Here is a 25,061-nt window from a genome sequence, read left to right on the forward strand (position 1 = left end):
GATTCGAACCAACGGCCCCCTCCTTAAAAGGGAGATGCTCTACCGGCTGAGCTAACGAGACAATCAAAAAACGAAATTATGCCAAAAGAATATTCTTTTGTCAAGATATAATATAAAATTTTGAGCATATTTTTTTATATACTCAAAATTTAGGCTAAGTCTAAAGATACTTTTCCGTTTTTGATTTCTGCAACTTTAACTTTAATTTCATTACCTACTTCTAACTTTTCTTTAATCTTAGAATTATGCAATAAACCATCCACGCCTTCTTTAAGTTCTACAAAAACTCCAAATTCTACAACTTTTTGAACTTTTCCTATAAATTCTTCTCCGATATCAAATTTAGGCATTTCTTTTCTATCGCGTTTTTTATTAGAACCTTTAGAATGGAGTAAATTTAATATATATTCTTTGCTTTGAGAAATTAAATCATGATTAATTCCTGCTATTTTAACCTCGCCTTTATCTCTATCTAAATCAATATTAACTTCAAATTTTTCAATAATTTCTTTAATGGTTTTACCACCTTGACCTATAATATCAGGAATTTTATTTGGATCTACATTAAAAATTTCAATCTTTGGCAAAATAGCTTCATTAACAACTATGTTTTGATTAGCCTCTTCCATTAATTGTAAAATGTGCTCCCTAGCTTCTTTTGCTTGATATAATGCTTCTTTTAAAACCTGTTGCTCTATACCACCAAGTTTTATATCCATCTGCAAAGCAGTAATCCCTTCATAACTTCCCGCTACTTTAAAATCCATATCTCCATCGTGATCTTCAAGCCCCATGATATCGGTTAAAATAGCATATTTTTCATCTTCAAAAACAAGCCCCATTGCCACACCTGCTACTAGTTTTTCACTTTTTACTCCTGCAGCTCTTAAAGCCAAAGCACCACCACAAACAGTAGCCATAGAACTAGAACCATTACTTTCTAAAATTTCAGATACCAAACGAATGGTATGAGCATAATCTACATCTACGCTAGGATGCAAAGCTCTTTTTGCTAAATTTCCATGGCCAAGCTCTCTTCTACCAGGAGCTTTTATAGGGCTAGCTTCGCCCACTGAAAAACCTGGAAAATTATAATTAACCATAAATTTTTCACAAATTGGGTTTTTTTCTGTAAGCATATCTGACATTTGCGCATCATTATCATTTCCCAAGGTGGCCACAACTAAGGCTTGGGTTTGCCCTCTAGTAAAAAGACAAGATCCATGTGCACTTGGTAAAATATTTGTTTCTATGTCTATTTTTCTAACATCCTTTAAACCTCTACCATCTGCTCTTTTATTTTCATTAATAATTTGGTTTCTAATAAGTTCTCTTTTGCATACATGTAAAGCTTTTTCAATATCTTCAAATTTCCATTCGTTTTCAATAGCTATAGATTCGCTTTCAATCTCTTTTGCTATTTGTAAAATTTCACTTGCCCTTTCACTTTTTGCCATTTGATTAATAGCAATTTTAAGTTTTGTTATATAAGTATTTTTTATATAGTCAATAATTTGAATATTATCTGACTCTATTTTAAACTCAAGTTTAGAATTTTTTCTATAAGCAGCAAATGCTTTTTCATATTCATTGGAACCACGCAAGATTGCACTACTTGCAAAATCTAAAGCCTTTAAAGTATCATCTTCGCTAAGTTCATTCATACGGTGTTTATCATCTTGCTTGTTTGCCAAAGCTCTCATTTCTATCATTAAAAGCTCATCTTTAACGCCTGCTACATAAAGATCTAAAGTGCTATTTTTTAACTCGCTATTGCTTGGATTTAAAACAAATTCATTATTTATACGACCTATTCTTACGCCACAAACAGGCGCTTTAATAGGGATATCACTTAAATACAAAGCAACGCTTGCAGCGTTTAAACTCATCACTTGTAAATCTACTTCAGGATCAGCAGAAAGAACCATTACAACAATTTGGGTTGGATATGCATATCCTTTTGGAAAAAGAGGTCTTAAACTTCTATCTATAATCCTAGCACTTAATGTTTCATTGTCGCCTGGCTTAGTTTCTCTTTTTACATAACCTCCTGGAATTTTACCTGCTGCGTAAGCTTTTTCTATATATTGAACTGTAAGAGGCAAAAAATCCTCTTCTACCATTTTTTCTTCTCTTGCCACAGTTGCTAAAACTACTGCATTTTTTTCTTGCATTAAAACTGCACCTGCTGCTTGTTTTGCCATTTTATCGGTATCAAATATTTCAAGGTGATTATTGATATTTATTTCATGTCGCATGATTTTCCTTTAAATTTTTATCATAGGCAAAACCAAATAAGCTTTTTAAATTTTAAAAACTAAAACTTAAAAAGCCTGTTTTTATTTTGCCTATAAATTTATATCTAAACAACTTATTGCTCAGATATAAATTTATTTTTTTAAAGGTAAATAATACCTACTTTCTTCTAAAATATCTAAAATTTCGTGAGCTTGCAAAATCGTTTTATTTTTAAAATAAAACTCAATATCTACAAAATGATCAATTTTTTGCACGCAATAAACCTCATCTGCAAAAACACTAATATAATCATATACATCACTTGGCATCAAAGCGGTGGCATAAATAATACTACTAACCTCTTCTTTTAACAAACTTTTTATACATGAAGAAGCAGTAATCCCACTCTCACACCCCTCATGCAACATTAAAATATTTTTTCCTTTTAAATCTTTTAAAAGATTACCTTTTCTATAACGATATACATTCTTTAAAATTTTTTCTTCATAAGTTCTATTTGCCTCACCATAAATATAATCTAAGCTTATATCAAAAGCCTTAACTAAGGCTTCATTGTAAACTAATTCTTTTGTTTCGCTAATCATAGCTATTTGACATTCATCATTATTAGGAGCTTTGATTTGCTCTGTAAATAAAAAATCATAGGGTATTTCTAATTTTTTTGCCAATGCATCAACAAAAACTATAGATTTTAAAGAAGGAGTAATAATGATATAATCTTTTAATTTATTTAATGGAAGTAAATCATATAATCTTTCAAGCGCATCTTTTTCATCTTCAAAAAACATTATATAGACCTTTCATTTTCTTCCAGAGAAAAATCATAAGATACACCACCCAAAGGATAAAAATTAAACATAAAATATACACCACTTTGATCTTTAGCGCTAATCCCACCACTAGTAAGTTTAGGTGAAATATCCTTACGATACATCAAAGAATAATTCCAACACTTTCTTTGATAAGTATAACCTATCTCCCATTTTTCAGGATCTTTATTCAAATCAAACCACAAACCACCAAATATTTGATAGTTGGTATTTATATCATACTGAGCTTTAGTTCCTAAAAAATTATATTTTTCTTTTTCATATATTCTATAGGCATGATTTAAACTAACTTTCCACTCACCATAATCAAATAAGACCTCACTAAATACTTTATCAAAGCGATTATCTACCCCTGAATATTCTGCCTCATTTCTTAAACTTATATAATCATTATAAAAATATTCCACAACATTATCAAAACCACCAAAACTACCTTCTTTGGTAAAATACTTAGTCTTTAAACTATGATATAGCTTTTTTTTGCCTAAAGCACTATAAAAATACTGATACATCGAAAAATTAAACTGCTCAGGATCATCTTTTAATTCTATAAAATCTTCGGTAATTTTACCTGATTTGGCTCCAGGTATAAAATAATTAGCACCTAAATATAAAGTATGATAAAAATTTTCATAAGGTTTAGAAAGATCTGTATATAAAGAAAAATTATGTGAATTTCTAAACAAATGCTCTTGATTTTTAATATCTGTATTAGAATAATCTACAAAATTTGCATAAACTCTTTCTGTAAAGGCAAAATTTAAAAAATCATCCAAAAAACTTGTATGATAAATTAAAGGCAAATCAAAATCTAAAGTTTTAGCATAAATACCCGTATGTCTATAATATCTATGAAAAGAAGCATCTAAGCTATACTGTATATAGTTATCAAAAAAACCATTTAAATATCTATGATATTGAAAAGAAGGGTATTCTTGCATGGTATCTTTGTTGCTAATTTTAGAAGTGTCTATATAATACTTCGCATAAGCACCATAATAATTATCATCATCAGATAAAAAATAATTTATTTTTGAGGTAACCAAAGAAGCTTCAGTTTTTACACTAGAGCTTAAGTTCATATAATCTACATCATTTAAATAAGTAGCATCAATCCATAAGCCTTCTTGAAATTCATCACTCAAAAGGCTCTTGAATAAAGCTTCACTTGAATATTTAATCTCTAAACCATAATGTTCTTTATTTTTTAAATTTTCTTCTTTTTTATAGCTTGATTTTTCTCCAAAAATACCACCGCTAATTTCACCTTGAGAATAAGGACTATCAATAAATCTTAAAGTTGAGTATAATCCATAGCCTCTTTTTGTCCTAATTTGAGGTTCAAATTGAATATCTGCATTATCATCAATAACATAATAGATTGGTTGGTTATAATATAACCCCTCGCTTTGTTTTAAAACCACCTGAGGAATTAACAAACCACTTTTCCTTTTAGTGTCTACACTAAAGCCAAAATACGGCAAATACATCACAGGAGTATTTTTTACATACAATCTTGCATTATAAAGATGTAAAAAATTACTCTCTTTATTTAATTTTCCTTCATCAAAACGAATTTCCCAATCAGGATTTTCAACATTACAACTAGAAACAACCGACTTTTTAGTTACAACAAACTTATCATTTAAATCTGCTCGATGACATTGCAACCAAACCTCTAAATCGTTATTTGAAAAAAATAAATTTTTAAAAGCTGTTGTGTTATCTTTAAGATTAATTTTAGTATAAGTAGAATTGGTTCTTTCTTTTTGTCCTCGTAAGATATTCACATCACCAAACAATTCTAAATCTTTAGTTGTTTCATTAAATTTAGCCTCGCTTGCGGTTATTAAATATAAATCAGAAACTACAACCACATTGTTTTTTGCTTCTATGATATCATTTATTTTTACAACATCTAAAGCATAAATGTCTACCTTAGAAGCATACAAACTCCCTACACAAGCTAAAGAAAGCAATATTTTACGCAAGATCTATCACCACTGTTTTGGCTGCATAATCATGCCAAGTTTTCAAAACAATATTACTCAAAGCCCAAGCAAATCCTAAACCATACAACATATCACTAATTTGTCTTACACCTGCTCTTAGAGCGCTTTGAGTAAAATTTGGTTTATCTAGCAATTCTTGATCAATCACCATGATCTTCAAAAGCATTTTTCCTAAAGTTGCGCCATATAAATAAGTAAATAAACTATGGTATGCAAACTGTAAAATCAAAATCCCACCAGCAAAACGCATTAAAAGATTATGAATTTCTTCATAAGTTTGCATAGAATTAATTTTATCGAGCAAAATAATACTTACGATGCCCAAAATTACAAAACTATCGACAACATAAGCTAAAAATCTTTTTTTAAAACTTGCTATTTTTATTTCTTCTTTTTCTAGCTTATCAAATAACTCTTGATTGGTGCTCATTTAAGAACCTGAAAGGCAATATCTTTTCTGTATTGTTTTCCTTTAAAATGGACATTTTCACAAAGCATATAAGCGTTTTTTTGAGCTTCTTCAATGCTTTTGCCAGTTCCCACACAAACCAACACGCGACCACCGCTGGCATATAATTTATCATCTTCTAAACTCACACCAGCATAAGAAATATGAGAATTTTGTGGAATATCGCCTATCTCAATCAAAGCTTTTGGTGAGTCCTTGTAAGGATAATTTTTACTTGCACAAACCACACCCACAGCAAATTCATTTTTAATTTTTATATGAGTATTAGCAAGATTTTTATTCACACATGCTAAAAATAAATCCAAAGGATTTTCTATTAAAGGCATCAAAACCTCACATTCAGGGTCACCAAAACGCACATTATACTCTAAAACATAAGGTTTATTATTTACAACCATCAAGCCTATAAACAACACTCCAACAAATTCAGCACCTTCTTCTTTCATGCCTTTAAGAGTTGGCGCCACTATATCTTTCTTCACTTGCTCTAACAAACTTTCACTTGCTAAAGCACTTGGAGCATAAGCCCCCATGCCACCCGTATTAGGCCCTTTATCATTATCTAATAATCTTTTATGATCTTGTGCTGCAGGCAACAATATAAAATCATTTCCATCGCAAACAGCAAATACGCTTAATTCAAAACCATCAAGATATTCTTCAATCACAACAATTTTTCCAGCTTCCCCAAAGCTTTCTCCACTTAGCATATTTTTAGTAGCTTCTAAAGCTTCTTCATGGCTTTGCGCGATAATCACCCCTTTACCTGCACATAAGCCATCTGCTTTTACAACAATAGGAGGTGTTAAAGATGTGATAAATTTCTTAGCTTTTTCATAATCGGTTGTGTTTAAAAATTTAGCTGTTTTGATTTTATATTTTTTTAAAAAACTCTTCATAAAAGATTTTGAAGCTTCCAACATAGCAGCAGCTTTAGTAGGCCCAAAAATAGCAATATTGTTTTCTTTAAAAAGATCTACTATACCCTCTGCTAAAAAATTCTCACTCCCAACTATGCAAAGATCAATCTCAGATGCTTTTGCATAAGCTGTTATAACTTTAGGATCTTTCATATTAAGATTTGTTCCTATTTTAGCAGTAGCACCATTTCCTGGAGCAAAATAAAATTCTAAATTATCATTTGTTTTTTGAAGAGCCAAAGCGATAGAATACTCCCTAGCACCGCTTCCTAGTATTAAAATTTTCATTATTTTCCTTAAAAATATTACAAAACCCAAATGGCCGGAGTATAAGTGTCTGACCCTCAAAAAGTCAAAGTATGCCATTAGGTGATTTTTAAAGGCTGCAGCTTCTCGCTTTTTTCAAAACTCAAACGAAGTCACAGAACACGGTAAATCACACATCACAGCCTATAATTAATGTGTTGGATCCTCTTTAATACCATATCGAACCATTTAGGCAGTATAATTATAGCTAACAAAACTTAAAAATAGCGTTTAAAAGGTTTTTATAAAATCTTAAATTTTGTCTTAGAATCTTTCTTTAAAAAATATTTTCCTTCCAAAATAACATCAGCAACAGGTGCCCATATAGTCTTTTCATCGACATAAACTATATCAAATTCAGTATTTTTCATTAACCCTTGGTAATTTACTTTCTTAGGTGCATGCTTAACTACATAATAAGGATTCATTGCAAAAATTTGAATCTTCATATTAACATATAAATCAGGATTAGAAGTTACAACTAGGAAATTCTTTTCACATTCTTTTTTTACTTTCTTTACATATGAAAATAACAATTGATCATTTGGGTTTAAAGCATGTTTGTTTAGTCTGTTTAAATAAAGCTCAGCAAAAGAAAGCGTACAAAAAGAAATTTCACTTGCTGTTTTAAAATAAGAGTTTTTAATGCTTGTTGATTTTAAAGATTTTTTCCAAATTTCTATATCTAGTTTTGTTGCACATATATTTAAACCCTGCTTAATCTTTTCAAAAAGCTTTTCTCTTGCCATATTAAAACTATTACTAAAAATTGTAAAATTTTTTTCATAAAAAGATTTTTTTATCAACTCTAGTCTTTCTACGCTTTTAGTAAAATAATCAGCTTCATTTTTTAATTCTATTAGTTTTTGTTTTTTACCTTGTATCATTTCTTCTAATTCTTGGTGTTTTTTTCCACCTTCTGCTTCTAATCTTGCTTGTTTTGATTTTATATCTGTTATTAAAGTGCTCATTTGACGATCAAGTGCTAATTTTCTATTTTTTCTATTATCGATCGAAGCTAAAAGCGCTTGATAATGACACTGATGAGATAAAAAAACCTCTTCATATAAGCGTTCCATATTGATATGCTTTTGCTTGTCTTTCATATCTTTATATGACATTTCAAGGTGTACTATGATATTTTTCATTGCAGAAAAATCAGCTTGATTGATAGTATTATCCGAAAATAATAAAGTATCTAAAGCCTTATATAAAAAACGCTTCATAGCAAAAAAATCAATAATATATGGTACCTCATCTGTGTTAATGTCTTTTACTGCATTAATTGACAAAGTTTCATTATAAAAATATCTTTGAATGGCTTGTGGGATAGTTAAATTTAATGTGATTTTATCAAGATTATCATAATCTGTTTCTCTATAAAGTTCTTGAACATAAGCATCGCGTCTTGTCAGTCTTAAATCTTCTAATTCATCATCACTATCTGTTTTCCAGAAATCTCTTTCTTTGATAAAATCACCATCTGTAAATTCTTGAAATTTAGAAGGACGTAAATCGGTAATATGCTTTCCATCGGATCTAAATTCAACAAACATACCAACCGTTGGCATACTTCTTTTATCATGCCATGCGTGTTTATTAAATTCAAAAAATGTTTTTGCTAGATTGATTACTGTTCCTCTTCCAGTAGCATCCACATAAACCATTATTTTTCCGTGCATATCCAAATCCTTGATTTAAAGAAAAATTCAATTCTTATTTTAACTTTGTTTTCATAAATTTACAATTATATTTTAAAATTTCACAAAATAAACGTCTTTAGGTATTTTATTTATGTTTTTATATCAATATTTTAAAAACCCAAAACAAACAGGTGCGTTTTGCGCAAGCTCTAAAAAATTAAGTAAACTCATAACTTCTCATGTCCAACATGCAAAAAATATCGTTGAAATAGGGCCTGGTACAGGAAGTTTTACAAAGTATATCCTCAAACAAAAAAGCCATAATGCAAGTTTTTTTGCCGTAGAAATCAATCCTCAAATGGCAAAAAAATTAAAGCAAAAGATAAAAAATATAGATATAGAAGTCAACTCAGCAGAATTTTTACCAAATATGCTAGAAAAAAGAGCGATCAATAGTGTAGATTTAATTATCTCAGGAATTCCTTGGGCTTTATTAAATTCCAAAGAACAAGATTTATTGCTAAAATCCATTCATGATGCTTTAGAGGAAAATGGTTGTTTTGCAACATTTGCTTATATACTCCCAACACCAAAAGGGAGAGCTTTTAAGAAAAAACTTTTTGCCACTTTTAGCAAGGTAGAAATTTCACCTATCATTTGGCAAAATCTTCCCCCTGCTTTTGTTTATTTTTGCACTAAATAATCATTCCCATTCAATCGTTGCTGGTGGCTTGCTAGAAATATCATACACTACGCGATTGATTCCTTCTACTTCATTAATAATACGACGTGAAATATTTTCTAATAATTCATAAGGTAAATGAGAAAAAGTTGCAGTCATACCATCGCTTGCATTAACAACACGCACACAAACTGCATTATCATAGGTTCTATTATCACCCATTACACCAACACTTTGCACGTTTAAAAGCACACAAAAAGCTTGCCATGTCTTATCATACCAGCCACTGCTTTTTAATTCTTCAATCAAAATAACATCTGCTTTTCTTAAAAGCTCCAAACTAGGCTCATTTACCTCACCCATTATACGTATAGCAAGGCCTGGCCCTGGGAAAGGGTGACGATAAACTACATCTTTACTTAAGCCAAGCTCCATTCCCAAAGCTCTTACCTCATCTTTAAAAATTTCCTTTAATGGCTCGATGAGTTTTAAATTCATCTTTTCAGGTAAACCACCCACATTATGATGAGATTTTATAGTCTTACTAGCTCCTACAACCGAACTTTCGATAATATCAGTATACAAAGTTCCTTGTGCTAGATATTTTACATCTTTATGTTTTTTAGCTTCTTCTTCAAAAACTTCTATGAAAGTATTTCCTATGATTTTTCTCTTTTGTTCAGGATCTCTTACCCCTGCTAAACGACTTAAGAAAATCTCTCTAGCGTCAATACTGATTAAATCAATGCCCAAGGTGTGTCTAAACATATACTCAACTTGTTCTTTTTCACCACTTCTTAAAAGACCATTATCAACAAAAACAACTACTACTTGATCTTTTATCGCACTTGCTAACAATGCAGCCACCACGCTACTATCAACTCCGCCACTTACTGCACAAAGTACTTTATCATTTCCTACTTCTTCTTTGATTTTTTGTGCTTGAGTTTTTGCAAAAGATCCCATATTCCATACACTATCACAATTACATGCATACTTAGCAAAATTTTTCAAGATGCTTTTTCCAAATTCACTATGTTGCACTTCAGGGTGAAATTGTAAAGCAAAAAATTTACGCTTCTCATCTCCAAATACACAAAATGGACTATTTTCACTAGTCGCTAAAACCTCAAAACCTTGTGGCAAATTCTCAACCTTATCAGAATGGCTCATCCATACCGTTTGCTTTTTAGGTAAATTTTTAAACAAATCACTATCATTTTGAATATCTATAGTTGCCTTACCATATTCTTTATGACCTGCTGGGGCAACATTTGCTCCAAAATGATGTGCCATAAGTTGCATACCATAGCATATTCCTAAAACTGGTATATTTAAATTAAAAACACCCTTATCACAAAAATAAGCATCATTTGCATATACACTAGCTGGCCCACCACTTAAAATAATACCCTTAGGCTCTTTAGCTTTGATCTCATCTAAACTTACATTAAAAGGTAAAATTTCTGCATACACGCCTTGTTCTCTTAATCTTCTAGCAATGAGTTGTGTATATTGTGAACCAAAGTCCAAAACTAAAATATCTGCTTTTTTCATCTAACTCCTTTACAAATTTAACAATTGAAATTGTACATACCAAACTATAATAGATATTATATAACCAACCAAAATCGTCCATGCATATTTTAAATGAGCATTAAAAGTATAAATTCCCTTCATTTTGCCCATCACTCCTACTCCAGCAGCTGAACCAAAGCTGATCAAAGACCCCCCTATTCCTGCTGTAAGAGTTACTAAAAGCCATTGAGTATCATCCATGCTTGGATTTGCCTTTAATACCGCACTCATAACCGGAACATTATCTACAATAGCAGATAAAAATCCTACTCCTATATTAATACTAGTAGCTCCAAATTTTGCATAAAGATCAGAAGCATAAGCAAGCCAACCAACAAAATGCAAGGCGCCCACAGCAGATAAAATACCAAAGAAAAATAATAAAGTGTCCATCTCAATACGCGTCATATAATGAAAAATATTTAAATCTTTTTTACCTTGTTTTCTGTTGAAAAAATACATATACAAACTAAGCAATGAAAGGCCAAAAATCATACCCCACATTGCAGGTAAATCACAAATACTATGAATAAATACCGCCAAAGCTATAGTTAAAAAACCAAGCACAATAAAAACTTTACCACCTGGTTTAATCTCGACTTTTTCTAAATTATCCTTATGGAAATTTGGCTTAATATTAGGCACATAACGTGACAATAAATAAGCAGTAAGCAACCAGCCAATAAAAGAGGCAGGAAAAAGAGCAAAAAATTCAAAAAACGTGGCTTTTTTTGCTGTCCAAACCATTAAAGTAGTAATATCACCAAAAGGCGACCAAGCTCCACCAGCATTAGCTGCTACTACAATATTTATAGCACCTGGGATTAAAAATTCTTTATTATGTTTATCTATAGTTAAAAGCACAGTGGATAAAATCAAAGCTGTTGTAAGATTGTCCGCAATTGGGGAAATAAAAAAAGCTAAAATACCTGTTAGCCAAAATAACTTTCTATAAGTATAACCCTTGCTTACAAGTTTGTATTTTAAAGTTTCAAAAACCGATCTTTCTATCAAGGCTTCTATAAAAGTCATAGCAGCTATTAAGAAAAACACAATTTGCGCAATTTCTAAAATAAGATGATTTACACTTTCTTCAAGTATTTGTGTGTCTAAATCATTCATTACCATATATATACCAATGATAATAAAAGAAAAAGTTCCTATAAATAAAGCAGGCTTAGTTTTATTGATATGATATTTCTCTTCTGCTGCGATAAAATAATAACCCAATATAAAAATTATTAAAATACCTATACCTAAAGCACTAAAAGCTAAATTTAGCTCATGTGTTTGACTAGCTAACAAAAAACTAACACCAAAACAAAGTAAAAAAAGTATTTTATTCATATTTCACTCTCCAAAGATTGGAATTTTTTTATTTCCTTTACACTGCCATTATTATCTTTTATCTCATAAAATGGAGCATCCTTATAACCACATGCATTTAGAAATATTAATAAAAAAAATGTTAAAATAATTAAATGAAAATTAAAACGAGTCATTACATCATCAACGAGCTTGCTGATTTTAAACATTATAAACCTTTAAAAATATTTTTTCAATATAAAGAGTTTTTAAATTTATTTAATCACAATCACCAACAAATGATTACTAAACTCTTTATAAAAAATAATACTTTGATTATTTTAGTTAAGCACCACATTGCATATATGGAATTAAATCACGATAATACCAAAAAAATGATTAAAAGTCTCATAAAAAACTATACTTTAGCTAGGCCAATGAGTAATTTTGCAAAGGTAGAAAACATAAAAATACTCAGTGATCAAAACTTTATTTCTAAAAACAAAACTTTTAATGAGCATAAAAAAGCTCACTTAGAGCTTTCTAATGGAAATTTTAAAAATCATTTTGAAAATCCTATTTTACATAACAAATTTGAAGAACTGCGAAAGCTTATAAAAAATGCTTGAAAATGAACTCAAAACCTTACCAAATTTACCTGGTGTATATCAATACTTTGATATTCAAGGTAAGCTTTTATATGTAGGTAAAGCCAAGAATTTAAAAAACCGCGTTAGAAGTTATTTTAACTTCACTCCAAATCTTTGCCCAAATCCTAACAATAGCTTGAGAATTCAAAAAATGATTAGCCAAACACATCATTTAGAATTTATCACTACAAAAAGTGAGGCTGATGCTTTAATATTGGAAAATTCTTTCATAAAACAACTTCATCCAAAATATAATATATTATTAAGAGATGATAAAACCTACCCTTATATTTATATAGATTTAAATGAAGATTTTCCAAGATTTGAAATTACAAGAAAAATTATCAAAAAAAACAAAATAAAATATTTTGGTCCATTTTTTAAAGGAGCAAAAGAGCTTTTAAATGCTTTGTATTTATTATTTGAACTAAGACAAAAAAAATCTTGTAAGGAGCTTTGCCTTTTTTATCAAATCAAGCGTTGCAAAGGTCCATGTGAGCAAAAAATCTCTAAACAAGAATATGAAAAAATTATCCAAAAGGCAACTCAAGCTCTTTTAAATCCCTTATCTTTGACAAAAAATTTAGAAAATAAAATGTTTGAATATGCAAAAAATGAAAACTATGAAGAAGCAGCTACTATAAGGGATCAAATCAAAACAATAGAAGATTTAAGTGTAAAAATACAAATAGACCTTGCAAAATTAGAAGATTTTGATGTTTTTGCCATACACCATGAAGCAAATATACTCTCTATGGTGCGTTTTGTTATAAATAACGGCAAGATAATCAGTTCAAACCATAAAGTACTAACTCTAAATCATCAAGATGAATTTGACCTAAATGCAATATATAAACAATACATATTAGAAAATTATACCCAAGATAGTCCAATAAATTCAACCCGAATCTATACGCATGAAGAATTTGAAGACATGAACCTTTTGCAAAATTTACTTAGTGAAAGGTTTTCTAAAAAATTTCATCTTAAAACTCCAAAACTTGGCGAAAAAAAAGCCTTATGTGAACTTGCACTAGAAAATGCAAAAATAAACACACAAAAGCACTTAAAAAGCGATAATTATTTATTTTTAAAAGAATTAAAAGATTTTTTTAACCTACAAAATTATCCTAATTATATAGAAATTTTTGATAATTCTCATATGCAAGGTGAAGCGAATGTCGGTGCTTTGGTAGCTTATAAAGATGGACAATTTGACAAAAGTTCTTATAGACACTACCATTTATCCTATAAAAACGATTACGATCAAATGCTTCAAACCCTTAGCAAAAGGGCTTTGTCATTTGATAAAAATCCCCCACCTGATTTATGGTTAATTGATGGAGGAGATGCTTTATTAAAGCTAGCCAATGATATCATAAAAAGCTCTGGGGCAAATGTAGATATTTTAGCAATTTCTAAAGAGAAAATAGATACAAAAGCTTACAGGGCAAAAGGAAGTGCGAAAGATAAAATTTATACTCAGGAAGGCAAAATTCAACTTTCTACTGATGATAAAAAATTACAATTTTTGCAAAAATTACGTGATGAAGCACATCGCTTTGCAATTAGTTTTCATCAAAAAACAAAAAGAAAACAAGATTTGCAAAGTTCTAGATTAATACAACTTGGAATTTCTCAAGGATATATTAAAAAATTTTTAGATTATTATGGTAGTTTTGATGAAATTAGCAAAGCTAGTTTTGATGAATTAAAATCACTTTCCAATGTAAAAATAGCTAAATTAATCAAGGAAAATTTATGATATTATTTATTAGTCTTTTGACTTTAATTTTATGTTTTTTAAATTATTATTGTTTATATCCTATGGATCAAAAACTATTCTTCATTTATACTTTTATAAGTATTTTGATTTTTATTATTGCCTGTATTTATATAATCTCAAAAAATCATAAAATCAAAAAAGACAAAACCTTGATTCAAGAAATAGAAAAATATTTTTCCTTACCAAAATCAAACTCTTTAGAAGAATTAAAAGAAAATTTAAAATTATCGTTTGATTTAATGGGTAAAAAACTGCATGAGCAAAAAAAGGAAAACCTACATCTAGAACAAAATTATCAATATCTTGCCCACGGCTTGAGCTATCTATATCTAGATAATTCTGCTTATATATTAAAACCTTTTATCAATGATTATAAACCTAACTTAGAGCATAGACGTTTTAAAAACATACATGCAGGTATTATCAATAATAACAAAAATGAAAATTTTCTATTGCAGTCTATTTTGCTTAAAATGGGTATTAGTAGTGAAATTTTATACAAACATAACCAAAAAGATGATAAAAATTATTCTTTTATCATTTCAAAGGAAAAAATAGATGATGTTTTAAATTTCACTTTTGAAGAAATTCATATTGAGGAGATTGTTGATTTTTTAAATACTCATTTTACACAAGAGTGTTACATTGCAAGAGATTGTTATAATGTTTTAATTTTTAAATCTTCTTACTTTGAAAATGATCTTATTTTAAACATAACTAATCAATTTTGTCCCCATAATCAAACTATAGATAATTTAAGTGACTTTAAAAAAGCATTACAATTTAGATTTAAATTAATTTTAGTAGACTATGAGGTTATAAAATTTGATCTAATGCATATTAGTCAAATTTTACAAGAGTACAAGATAAAAAATCCACAAATTGCAATTTTGCTTTTTTCTAAAAACAGAGTTAAAGATTGTAATTTTGCAAATTTAATCTTAAATGATATTAATAAAAGTGAATGGCTAGCATTATTAAAACAATATATCAATCAAGTTTAGTTCTATGATTTATAGCTTTATGCAAAGATATAAAATCAACATTTTCTAAGCTAACACCACTTGGAATACCTTGAGCTATTTGAGAAAAACTCAAATTTAAATCTTTTAATTTTTCTTCTATGAAAAAAACAATGGCATCAGAATTTAAGCCTTGTGTGAAAGCAAAAAATATTTCTGTGGTTTTATTATACTCAATCATGCTTCTTAATTTTATAATATTTTCTTCACTTGTATCATCAAGTACAAAATAAAGCCCATCATAACTTCCACTATCTTCTAAAACCAAGACATCTTTAGAATCTTGAACTATACAAATAATGCTATGATTTCTTTCTATATTAGAACAAACTTCACATAATTCATTTTCGCTTAAAGCACCACATTGTGTGCATTTTTTTATCATTCTAATTGATTCTTCAATATGATAAGCAAGCTTAGAACCTAATAAGGGATCTTTTATGCAAACATGATATGCAAGCCTTAAAGCAGACTTTTTCCCTATAGTAGGCAAAGCGGAAAAGGCAGATACTAGCTCGTTAAATTTTTCCAAACCTTTCAAATTATTTTAACCTTGAAAAAACAATTTTAAAAGTATGATAGCCATCTTCATAGCTGTAGGTTAAATTATAACCGTGAAGATTGCAAATATTGTTAATGATATAAAGTCCTAGCCCCATTCCCTCTACTTGGGTATTTTGTTCTCTCACAAAAGGTTTTAAATAATAATCAAAAGTTTTTTTAAGCTGCATCCCTTTATTTCTAACAATTATATAATCCCCAGAGCATATAATCTCACACGCTTTATCATCTGAATACTTAATAGCATTATCAATTAAATTTTTAAGCATTAAAGAAAAGAGTTCTAGATCAGCAATTATCATAGTATCTTCTTTATAGGATATTTTTACTTTTTGATAAAAATCATCCCTCATTAAATAATCTTCAGCCTGCTCTAAAATCAAACTCAAATGATAGGTTTGCAAATTAAGTTGACAATTTCTTGATAAGACTTTTTCGATTTTCCCAAATTCATCAATCAACAATTCCAGTCTTTCAAAAATCGCTACTAGACGATCTTTTTGCTTTTGATTATCTAACATTTCACAAACTATTCTACCTTTGCCAATAGGTGTCTTAAGTTCATGCATAATCATTCTTAAAAAAAACTGCCTTGATTTTACAAGCTCTTGAATTTTATTGATAGCATGGTCAAATTCAAAAGATATTTCTGAAATTTCATCATTAATCTGAGAGTATTCAGATAAAGGTTCAATTTTACCTGCACTAATATTTTTAATTTTCTTTTTTAGAATTTTTAAAGGCATTAAAGATCTTAATACTGAAAAATATAAAAATATAATCAAAATCAAACTAAAAAAGAAACTTAATAAAAATAAATATTCTAAACGCGTAGAAGCATTTAATTCATAAAGATGTTTCGCATTCAATCTTTCTACATAGAAAAAAATTTGATTATGATAAATAATAGAAGAAAAACTTCCATACAAAGAATTAATCCTAAATACCTTTTCACCTTTTGCAATGATATGTTTTGCGCTGCGATCATTTTCAACTAATTTAAAAGATTTAGAAAGAAGATACTCATGTATTGAAAAATCTTCTTTTCTTTCTAGATTATATATTATTTTTTCTACAATTTCTTTTTGTCTTCCTTGTTCGTTGGTTAAATAAGAATCAATCTGAACCTTTCCTAAAAGCACAAACAAGGCACAAACAAATAAAAAAGCTGTTGCAAAAAGAACGGTGATTTTAAGATTAATAGTTACTTTCATCCTATTAATTTATATCCTATTCCTCTAACTGAAAAAATATGTTTTGGCGCTTTTGAGCTATCACCAATTTTAGTTCTAAGTCTACCAATAATAACATCTAAGCTTTTAGAATCTTTATCTTTTAAGCTTTTGCAATGATACACAAGTTGTTCTCTACTAACCGAAAAACCATGTTGTCTTATCATATAGCTTAAAATTTCATACTCAGCAGGAGTTAAAACCAAAACCTCATCATTATAACTTATCTCATGTCTTTTTTCATCAATTTTAAATGCCGAATTGATTATTTTCTCGGGAGTTTCATTGGTTCGTTTAGAACGACGAATCAAACTCATAATTCTTGCGTGCATTTCTTTTGGATCATATGGTTTTGGCAGGTAATCATCTGCACCTATTTGAAGTCCTACAATTTTATCACTCAAATCACTTCTAGCTGAAGAAATAATAATAGGAATACTATATTTTTCTCTTATTTCACGACAAACTTCAAGACCATCAAGTCCAGGTAAAGTTAAATCAAGAATTAAACAATCATAGTTTTTTATACCAGCACTCATTCCCAAATATGGATCTTCATAATTAGTAACTTTTATATTAAACTGGGCCAAATATTCTGCCAAAAACTCTGCAAAATCTGGATCATCTTCGATCATTAAAACATTAATCATCTCTACCCCTTTAGTGAAAATATGTTACGAACTTAACATTATAACACATAATTTAACTATTCATTTATTTTTTTGCTAAAATTACAATATTAATTTTTCAAGAGAGGAAAAAAGTGGAACTTAATTATTATGAAATACTAGAAATTTCCCAAACTTCAGATAAAGAAACCATAAAAAAAGCATACAGAAAGATGGCTTTAAAATATCATCCTGATAGAAATCAAGGAGACAAAGAAGCAGAAGAGAAATTTAAGCTTGTAAATGAAGCTTATGAGGTGCTTAGCAATGATGAAAAAAGAAGTATATATGATAGATACGGAAAAGAAGGACTTAAAGGTCAAGCCGGTGGTTTTGGAGGTTTTGGAGATGTTGATTTAGGGGATATATTCTCGAGCTTTTTTGGAGATGGATTTGGTTTTGGCAGCTCAACGCGTAAAAAAGAAAAAGGAAATAAATATCCTCAAGATTTAAAAATAACGACAAAAATTAGCTTTAAAGAAGCTGTTTTTGGTTGCAAAAAAAAGATCGATTTTACCTATAAAAGTTTTTGTAAATCATGCAAAGGAAGTGGTTCAGAAAATGGAAAATTAGATACTTGTCCTCATTGCGGAGGAAAAGGGCAAGTTGGTGTTAGACAAGGCTTTATGACCTTTGTGCAAAGCTGTGATCATTGTAAAGGTAGTGGTCAGATTATAAAAGATAAATGTAAAACATGTCATGGTAATGGCTATGAAGAAATAAAAGATCATATAGAACTTGATATACCAGAAGGTATAGACAGCGGTATGAGTCTTAGGGTACAAAATAAAGCAAATGAGCTTCCAAATTCTTCTCAAAGAGGTGATTTATATATCAAAATCATCGTAGAAGATGATGATAAATTTATCAGACATGATGATGATATCTATACCATAGTACCTGTATTTTTTACCCAAGCTGCTCTTGGAAAAACTATTAAAGTATCCACTATAAGAGGAGAGGCTGATCTTAAACTTCCAGTCGGTGCAAAAGATAAACAAAAATTCGAATTAGCCAACGAAGGTGTTAAAAATATTCACAATGGAAAATTAGGCTCACATATTGTACAAATTGAAATAAAATTTCCAAAAACGCTTACTGATGAACAAAAAAATCTACTATTGCAGCTTGAGAAAAGTTTTGGCTTAGCAGATGAAGAAGGCTTTATAGAACAAGAAAGTTTGCTTGATAAAATCAAATCTTGGTTTAGCCACTAAGGAAGTTTTAAAGCCATTTTCATGGCTTTAAAAATTTCTTCTGTTTTTTGACATTCTAAAAATAACTCAAGAGCAAAAACACCTTGCCATAAAAGCATTTGTGTACCAGATTTTATTTTTAAGCCATTTTCTCTTGCTAATTTTAAAAAAGGTGTATTTTTACCGTATATCACATCAAAAGCATATTTGGCATGTTGAAAAATACTTTTTAAAATCTCTTCTTGGCAAGGTAATTTCTCATCATTTAAACCTGCACTAGTTGTATTGATAATCAAATCAAATTTTTTACTTAAATCAAGTTGATTATATAAAAAACATGGATAGCTAGCTAAATTTTCAAATCTAGCACTAGAACGATTTGCTACTGTAACTTCAATATATATAGATTTTAAAGCATATGCTAAAGCTTTAGCTGTACCCCCAGCACCCAAAATCAAAGCATTTTTGATAAAAGAAAAATCCTCAATTGCTTTTAAAAATCCCAAATAATCTGTATTATAAGCATAAATTTTATTATCTTTATTTAATAAAGTATTAGCAGAGCCTATATGTATAACACTTTCATCTTTAAAATCAGCTATTTTACAAGCTGCTTCTTTAAAAGGTATGGTGATATTAGCACCATCTAACTTTTGAATAATCTCTTTTAGTTTTGCTTTATCTTTTAGATGATATCTTGTATAAACTGCGTCTTCTTTGAGTGTTTGCAAGGCATTATTATGCATTCTTGGAGATTTAGAATGCATAATAGGGTCACCTATAACTGCAAAAGTTTTCATTTTACTCTAAATGTAAAAGCACCTTTTGCAATTTTAGAACGTACTTTTTCTAATTCGGTCTTTAATTCACTCTCTTTATAAGGTCCAACTAAAACTTTCGTTAGCTCTTTGCCATTTACTGTTGTTTTATAAATTTTATAATCATATCCATTTTCTTTAAGTATATTTAATTCTTTTGATTTAGGATCTAAACTATTTAAAGAAAAAACTTGAATATAAGCACCTGAAGGAAGTTGTGTTTGAACATTTGGTGTTTTGATACTTTCAAATAATTCATTTGTATTGCTTTGCTCTGGAGCTTTTTGTTGCTCAACTATATTATTTTTTGGTTTTTCAGAAGGTTTTTGAGTTGATTTTTCTATAGATTTTTCTATAGGTTTAATCTCTTCTTGTTTTTCTTCCACCTTAGCTGGCTCTTCTTTTGGTTCTATTGTAGTAATTTGATCTAAAACACTATTACTTGGAACTTCTTGCTTTTCTTCTATGGTAGTATTTGTATCATTCAAAGAACTCTCTTCTTTTAATTTTCTAGCTAAAGCTTCAAATTCATCCTCTTCTTTAGCACTATCTGTAATAGGCAAAGAATTAAAATTATTTTCATAAGCAGCTTGCTCTTGTGGTTCTGATGGCATTTGTAATGTTTTTTCTTCACCTGGGTCATTAATTAGCTTCATTACTATCATAACAACTAAAAATACAATGATTAAAATAATCGATCTAAGTAAAATTTTTTTAAGTTTTTCGCTTTTATTGCTTTTTTGCAAAATTATATCATCAAATTCGTTTTTATTGTTTTCTTCCATTTTTCATCCTTTCAAAATTACATATGTTTAGACCAAGAAGCACCGCGTTCTTTTTGATAAACTTCATAAGGCAAGGTTAATATATTAAATTCTCTAGGTATATCCATACTAGGAAAAACCTTCCACTCTACTGGCATCTTTTGAGAAAAAAGCAAAGATAGTTTTGAGCCCAAAGAACAAGCCTCGTTAAAAGTTGTATGTCCTTTATGAATATACAAATGTAAATGATTATTAGTTCTTGTTCTATAAGCAGTAAAATTAATAAAACCTTCTTCTCTTAAAACAAGCTGCGCTCTATGCCAAAAACGCTCCGCGTTAAAACCGTTATAATCAAATACAATATTTTCAACCTTATCAAAACTATTAATCAAAGAATGCGCCACGATTATCTTTTTTTCCATATGCTCTTGTATAACACTAGCAGTTAATGGGGCATTAACTTTTTCAAATTTATCAAAGAAAATTCTACCCTTGTATTCGTATTTATTTACTATAGTATCACGCTTTATATAATAATGGCTTGTAACCATTTTAATTAAAGCTAAATCCATTGTTGTAATCAAAATAAAGCCCTTTCATAAATAATAAAATTACTTGCTAAATCCTTCAGTTTAACCTTAATTTCCTCTTGTAATTTTGTATTTTGTATATCATCTAAAATATCAGCTATATAATTTGCAACAATAGAAATTTGCTCTTCTTTAAAACCTCTTGCTGTTAAAGCTGCTGTTCCAAGTCTTAAACCACTCGTTACAAAAGGACTTCTAGTTTCACCTGGAACAGTATTTTTATTAGCTGTAATACCTGCTCTTTCTAGCGCTAAATCTGCATCTTTACCACTAAATTCTTTATTTAAAAAGCTTAATAAAATCAAATGATTATCAGTACCACCGCTGACTAAATCATATTTTCTATCTATTAAAACTTGTGCCAAAGTAGCAGTATTTTTGATGATTTGCTTAGCATAAATTTTCCACTCATCACTTAAATTATATTTAAATCCAACAGCCTTAGCAGCAATTACATGCATTAATGGACCACCTTGAATGCCTGGAAAAATTGCAGAATTTATCTTTTTAGCAATTTCTTCATCATTACACATGATAATCCCACCCCTTGGACCCCTTAAAGTTTTATGTGTAGTAGAACTTACAACATGAGCATAAGGAAATGGACTAGGATGCTCACCCGCTACAACCAAGCCTGCAATATGTGCAATATCAGCAAACAAGTACGCGCCAACTTCATCTGCTATTTCTCTAAATTTGGCAAAATCAATCACTCTAGGATAAGCACTAGCACCACAAACAATAAGTTTTGGTTTAATCTCTTTTGCTATCTCTCTAACTTTATCATAATTAATTCTTCCATCAAGCTCAACTCCATAAAAAAAGCTTTCATAAACCTTTCCAGAAGAACTTACTTTAGAACCATGAGTTAGGTGTCCTCCATGGCTTAAATCCATACCCAAAATTCTATCACCTGGATTTAACAATGCCATATATACACCTTGATTTGCTTGTGAGCCTGAATTAGGTTGCACATTGGCAAAATTACAATTAAAAAGTTTTTTACATCTTTCTATAGCAATCGTTTCAATCTCATCAACAAATTCACATCCACCATAATATCTTTTACCAGGATAGCCTTCTGCATATTTATTTGTTAAAATACTTCCCATTACCTCCATAACTTCTGGTATGGTAAAATTTTCACTTGCTATCATTTCAAGACCATCACATTGTCTTGCTAACTCTTTTTGGGTTAAATCAAAAATTTCTTTATCAAATTTTTCCAACATTTACTCTCCTTTTATCTCATTTTTAAGTGGCCTCATGGCTGGGAAAAGCACTACATCACGAATTGATTTTTTATTAATTAAAAGCATAACCAATCTATCTATTCCTATACCTTGTCCTGCAGTTGGTGCCATAGCATAACCTAATGCATTAACAAAATCTTCATCCATTTCGCATGCTTCTTCATCACCTGCATTTTTTGCTTCAATTTGCTTTAAAAACCTCTCATATTGATCTAGAGGATCATTAAGCTCATTAAATCCATTAGCAATTTCTCTACCTGCGATAAACAACTCAAATCTTTCAGCAATATCTGCATCTTTATCACTTCTTCTAGATAAAGGACTTATAGAAATAGGAAAATCTATCACAAAAGTAGGATCAATCAATTTATCTTCAACATAATTATCAAAAAGTTCAGCTTGTAAATGACCTAATTCCAATTTTTCATTGGCTTCAAATCCATCTTTTTTTAGCTTTTCCAAAATTAATTCTTTATTATTAATAAGCTCATCATCCAAACCGCCATATTTTTTTAATGCGTCTTTATAAGTAATTCTTTCAAATGGCTTAGAAAAATCAATTATTTTTTCATCAAATTCAAGTTTTTTATCTAATTTTAATTTATCTAAAAGCATAGCAAAAAGCTCTTCTGTTAAATTCATTAAATCATGATAGTTATGATAAGCCCAATAAAACTCGATTGTAGTAAATTCAGGATTATGCGTTAAATCCATCCCTTCATTTCTAAAACATCTATTAATCTCATAAACCGCCTCAAAACCACCTACAATCAAACGTTTTAGATATAACTCTGGAGCAATTCTTAAAAATCTTTCCACACCCAAAGCATTGTGATAAGTTACAAAAGGCTTTGCATTTGCCCCCCCTGCAATAGGATGCATCATTGGTGTTTCAACTTCCAAAAATCCTTTGTTATCAAAAAAAGATCTAATATAAGAAACTATTTTAGAACGCAAAATAAAATCTTTTCTTACCTCACTATTCATAATCATATCAAGATATCTTTTTCTATATCTTTGCTCAATATCTGTCAACCCATGATATTTTTCTGGCAAAGGCACTATAGCTTTTGTAGCTATTTGAATTTGTTCCACATGAAGACTGAATTCTCCTGTTTTTGTCATAAAAGGAAAACCTTTAACCAAAACAATATCCCCTACTTCAAGATATTTTTTTAAAATGGCAAAGTATTCTTCCCCTAAAATGTTTTGATTGAAATAAATTTGCAAATTATCTTGTTCATCTTCTATATTAGCAAATACTGATTTACCAGCTATCCTAAGAAGCTTTAATCTTCCTGCTAATACTCCATGAGCATTTTCATCACGCTGATTTTCTATATCTTTAATATAGGTGAATTTAGCCTTATATTCACTTATACTCATTTCTTTTTTTAAAAAGTGTGGATAAGGGTTGATTCCTAGTTCTTTTAACTCTTGCGCTTTTTGAATTTTTTGTTGCTCTAAAATATTATCAAACATTAAATATACCTTTATTTTTTACTACATTGTGGACATAGGCCATAAAGTTGCATTAAATGTCCTGTTAATTTAAAATTATATTCTTTTGCGATTAACATTTGTTGCTGTTCGATAATAGGATTTTCAAATTCTACAATCTCGCCACAACTTTTACAAATCAAATGATCATGGTGAGGTTTATTTGCAAGTTCAAATTTCTTCCCTGAAGCACCAAAAGATATAGAAGTAGCCATACCGGATTCTTCTAACAAATTTAAAGTTCTATAAACTGTTGCAATGCCTACATTTAATTCGGGATTTTTTTGCTTTATTTCTACGTATAGACTTTCTGGAGTATAATGCATATCGCTATTATATAAAGTTTTTAAAAGCACTTCTCTTTGTTTAGTATATTTTAGACCATTATCTTTAAGTGTTTTTTTAAAACGCTCAAGCAAAACATCATATTCAATATTTTCAATTTGCATTATTTACCTCCGAATTTAGACTTAAATTAGAATCTATAATTTGTTCTTGTATTTTATCTAAACCATTTTGAGTAAAATCAGTATTCATTATAAAATCACCTGTTTGTCTAAGTAAATCTAATGTATAGCTATTTTTAGCATATTTTTCTAAGCTTGCATTTAAAAATTCTATATTATTAATACAAGCCACTAAAATTGCAAAAATCAAAAATATTTTAGCACTACCAAATAAAAATCCACCTATACGATCTATAAAACCAAGACCACTCATACTAAAAATCTTTGATAATATATTTCCTAAAGCCATACAAGCTACCCAAATTACAATTAACAAAACCAAAAATCCTGCAAAAATCGCAAGATTTTCGTTTTCAATTGCATAAAAATTATTATTAATAATTTCTGCTACTTCTTTAGCATATCTTGAAGCAAGCAAAACCCCGCCAACTATGCCTAATAAACCAAAAATTTCCTTAAATAAGCCACTTACCAAACCTTTTAAACCTAAAATCGCAGTTAAACCTAAAACAAATACATCAAACCAAGAAAAATTTTCCATCTATATTAA

The 25,061-nt window shown here is 29.4% G+C and carries 23 protein-coding genes; 5 read left to right on the plus strand and 18 right to left on the minus strand.

The genetic code is table 11. The features are described from left to right. Positions 1-149: 149 nt before the first annotated feature. The 6 genes from L8U41_RS06950 to L8U41_RS06975 all read right to left on the minus strand — a co-directional run bounded on the left by L8U41_RS06950 (position 150) and on the right by L8U41_RS06975 (position 8,478). Positions 150-2,258, minus strand: coding sequence for a polyribonucleotide nucleotidyltransferase (locus L8U41_RS06950; protein ID WP_263728155.1), 2,109 nt, complete (start codon positions 2,256-2,258; stop codon positions 150-152). Between the two features lie 132 nt (positions 2,259-2,390). Next, entirely contained in the window at positions 2,391-3,047 is a 657-nt protein-coding gene (locus tag L8U41_RS06955) for a phosphoribosyltransferase (protein ID WP_263664187.1), read from the minus strand. After that, on the minus strand, positions 3,047-5,083 hold the full coding sequence (locus L8U41_RS06960; RefSeq protein WP_263728177.1) for an LPS-assembly protein LptD: 2,037 nt from the start codon (positions 5,081-5,083) through the stop codon (positions 3,047-3,049). Before L8U41_RS06960 ends, L8U41_RS06955 begins: the two co-directional genes overlap by 1 nt. Beyond that, entirely contained in the window at positions 5,073-5,531 is a 459-nt protein-coding gene (locus L8U41_RS06965) for an RDD family protein (protein ID WP_012661236.1), read from the minus strand. Before L8U41_RS06965 ends, L8U41_RS06960 begins: the two co-directional genes overlap by 11 nt. Further along, positions 5,528-6,778, minus strand: coding sequence for a phosphoribosylamine--glycine ligase (purD, locus tag L8U41_RS06970; protein ID WP_263728156.1), 1,251 nt, complete (start codon positions 6,776-6,778; stop codon positions 5,528-5,530). The genes L8U41_RS06965 and purD overlap by 4 nt, the downstream gene beginning before the upstream one ends. Positions 6,779-7,038: 260 nt before the next feature. Next, complete coding sequence (locus L8U41_RS06975) at positions 7,039-8,478, minus strand: hypothetical protein (RefSeq protein WP_263683188.1); 1,440 nt, start codon at positions 8,476-8,478, stop codon at positions 7,039-7,041. 112 nt (positions 8,479-8,590) lie between these two features. On the opposite strand from L8U41_RS06975, the gene L8U41_RS06980 reads away from it, so the two are divergent. After that, complete coding sequence (locus L8U41_RS06980) at positions 8,591-9,142, plus strand: class I SAM-dependent methyltransferase (RefSeq protein ID WP_263664184.1); 552 nt, start codon at positions 8,591-8,593, stop codon at positions 9,140-9,142. On the opposite strand, the gene guaA is transcribed toward L8U41_RS06980, so the two are convergent. Continuing rightward, entirely contained in the window at positions 9,143-10,678 is a 1,536-nt protein-coding gene (gene guaA / locus L8U41_RS06985) for a glutamine-hydrolyzing GMP synthase (RefSeq protein ID WP_263728157.1), read from the minus strand. It lies immediately after the preceding gene. Between the two features lie 9 nt (positions 10,679-10,687). Continuing rightward, entirely contained in the window at positions 10,688-12,046 is a 1,359-nt protein-coding gene (gene nhaD, locus L8U41_RS06990; RefSeq protein WP_263725326.1) for a sodium:proton antiporter NhaD, read from the minus strand. Positions 12,047-12,180: 134 nt separating this feature from the next. On the opposite strand from nhaD, the gene L8U41_RS06995 reads away from it, so the two are divergent. From L8U41_RS06995 to L8U41_RS07005, 3 genes are read left to right on the plus strand one after another with little or no spacing between them, the layout of a single operon-like run. After that, positions 12,181-12,633, plus strand: coding sequence for a hypothetical protein (locus L8U41_RS06995; RefSeq protein ID WP_263664181.1), 453 nt, complete (start codon positions 12,181-12,183; stop codon positions 12,631-12,633). Further along, positions 12,626-14,419 (plus strand): excinuclease ABC subunit UvrC, encoded by a 1,794-nt coding sequence (uvrC, locus tag L8U41_RS07000; RefSeq protein ID WP_263728158.1) that lies wholly within the window; start codon positions 12,626-12,628, stop codon positions 14,417-14,419. Before L8U41_RS06995 ends, uvrC begins: the two co-directional genes overlap by 8 nt. Beyond that, a complete protein-coding gene (locus tag L8U41_RS07005; RefSeq protein WP_263728159.1) occupies positions 14,416-15,444 on the plus strand; it encodes a hypothetical protein in 1,029 nt (342 codons plus the stop codon). Before uvrC ends, L8U41_RS07005 begins: the two co-directional genes overlap by 4 nt. On the opposite strand, the gene recR is transcribed toward L8U41_RS07005, so the two are convergent. Genes recR through L8U41_RS07020 form a run of 3 tightly spaced genes read right to left on the minus strand, consistent with a single transcriptional unit; the run spans position 15,431 to position 17,905 of the window. Beyond that, entirely contained in the window at positions 15,431-16,003 is a 573-nt protein-coding gene (gene recR, locus L8U41_RS07010) for a recombination mediator RecR (RefSeq protein WP_263728160.1), read from the minus strand. The genes L8U41_RS07005 and recR overlap by 14 nt on opposite strands. Position 16,004: 1 nt before the next feature. Continuing rightward, entirely contained in the window at positions 16,005-17,237 is a 1,233-nt protein-coding gene (locus L8U41_RS07015) for an ArsS family sensor histidine kinase (protein WP_263664177.1), read from the minus strand. Further along, positions 17,234-17,905 carry a response regulator transcription factor gene (locus tag L8U41_RS07020; RefSeq protein WP_012661225.1) on the minus strand — a complete coding sequence of 224 codons (672 nt, stop codon included), beginning with the start codon at positions 17,903-17,905 and terminating at the stop codon, positions 17,234-17,236. The genes L8U41_RS07015 and L8U41_RS07020 overlap by 4 nt, the downstream gene beginning before the upstream one ends. A 113-nt stretch (positions 17,906-18,018) precedes the next feature. Between L8U41_RS07020 and dnaJ the strand changes: the two genes are divergently transcribed. Further along, a complete protein-coding gene (gene dnaJ, locus L8U41_RS07025) occupies positions 18,019-19,140 on the plus strand; it encodes a molecular chaperone DnaJ (RefSeq protein ID WP_263728161.1) in 1,122 nt (373 codons plus the stop codon). Here the strand turns inward: dnaJ and L8U41_RS07030 are convergent. From L8U41_RS07030 to L8U41_RS07060, 7 genes are read right to left on the minus strand one after another with little or no spacing between them, the layout of a single operon-like run. Beyond that, positions 19,137-19,919, minus strand: a complete 783-nt coding sequence (locus L8U41_RS07030; protein ID WP_263728162.1) for a shikimate dehydrogenase — start codon at positions 19,917-19,919, stop codon at positions 19,137-19,139. The genes dnaJ and L8U41_RS07030 overlap by 4 nt on opposite strands. Further along, a complete protein-coding gene (locus tag L8U41_RS07035; protein ID WP_263679598.1) occupies positions 19,916-20,722 on the minus strand; it encodes an SPOR domain-containing protein in 807 nt (268 codons plus the stop codon). Before L8U41_RS07035 ends, L8U41_RS07030 begins: the two co-directional genes overlap by 4 nt. Positions 20,723-20,739: 17 nt before the next feature. Further along, the gene (locus L8U41_RS07040) at positions 20,740-21,285 is read right to left on the minus strand and encodes a DUF1882 domain-containing protein (protein WP_012661221.1); all 546 of its coding nucleotides are present in this window, start codon (positions 21,283-21,285) and stop codon (positions 20,740-20,742) included. Beyond that, complete coding sequence (locus tag L8U41_RS07045) at positions 21,282-22,523, minus strand: serine hydroxymethyltransferase (protein ID WP_263679599.1); 1,242 nt, start codon at positions 22,521-22,523, stop codon at positions 21,282-21,284. The genes L8U41_RS07040 and L8U41_RS07045 overlap by 4 nt, the downstream gene beginning before the upstream one ends. Next, the gene (gene lysS / locus L8U41_RS07050) at positions 22,524-24,026 is read right to left on the minus strand and encodes a lysine--tRNA ligase (protein WP_263728163.1); all 1,503 of its coding nucleotides are present in this window, start codon (positions 24,024-24,026) and stop codon (positions 22,524-22,526) included. Positions 24,027-24,037: 11 nt separating this feature from the next. Further along, positions 24,038-24,493, minus strand: a complete 456-nt coding sequence (locus L8U41_RS07055; protein WP_039617809.1) for a Fur family transcriptional regulator — start codon at positions 24,491-24,493, stop codon at positions 24,038-24,040. After that, positions 24,483-25,052, minus strand: coding sequence for a CvpA family protein (locus tag L8U41_RS07060; protein ID WP_263664171.1), 570 nt, complete (start codon positions 25,050-25,052; stop codon positions 24,483-24,485). Before L8U41_RS07060 ends, L8U41_RS07055 begins: the two co-directional genes overlap by 11 nt. Between the last annotated feature and the right edge of the window lie 9 nt (positions 25,053-25,061).

It is taken from the genome of Campylobacter sp. RKI_CA19_01116 (assembly GCF_025771405.1).
GTDB lineage: Bacteria > Campylobacterota > Campylobacteria > Campylobacterales > Campylobacteraceae > Campylobacter_D.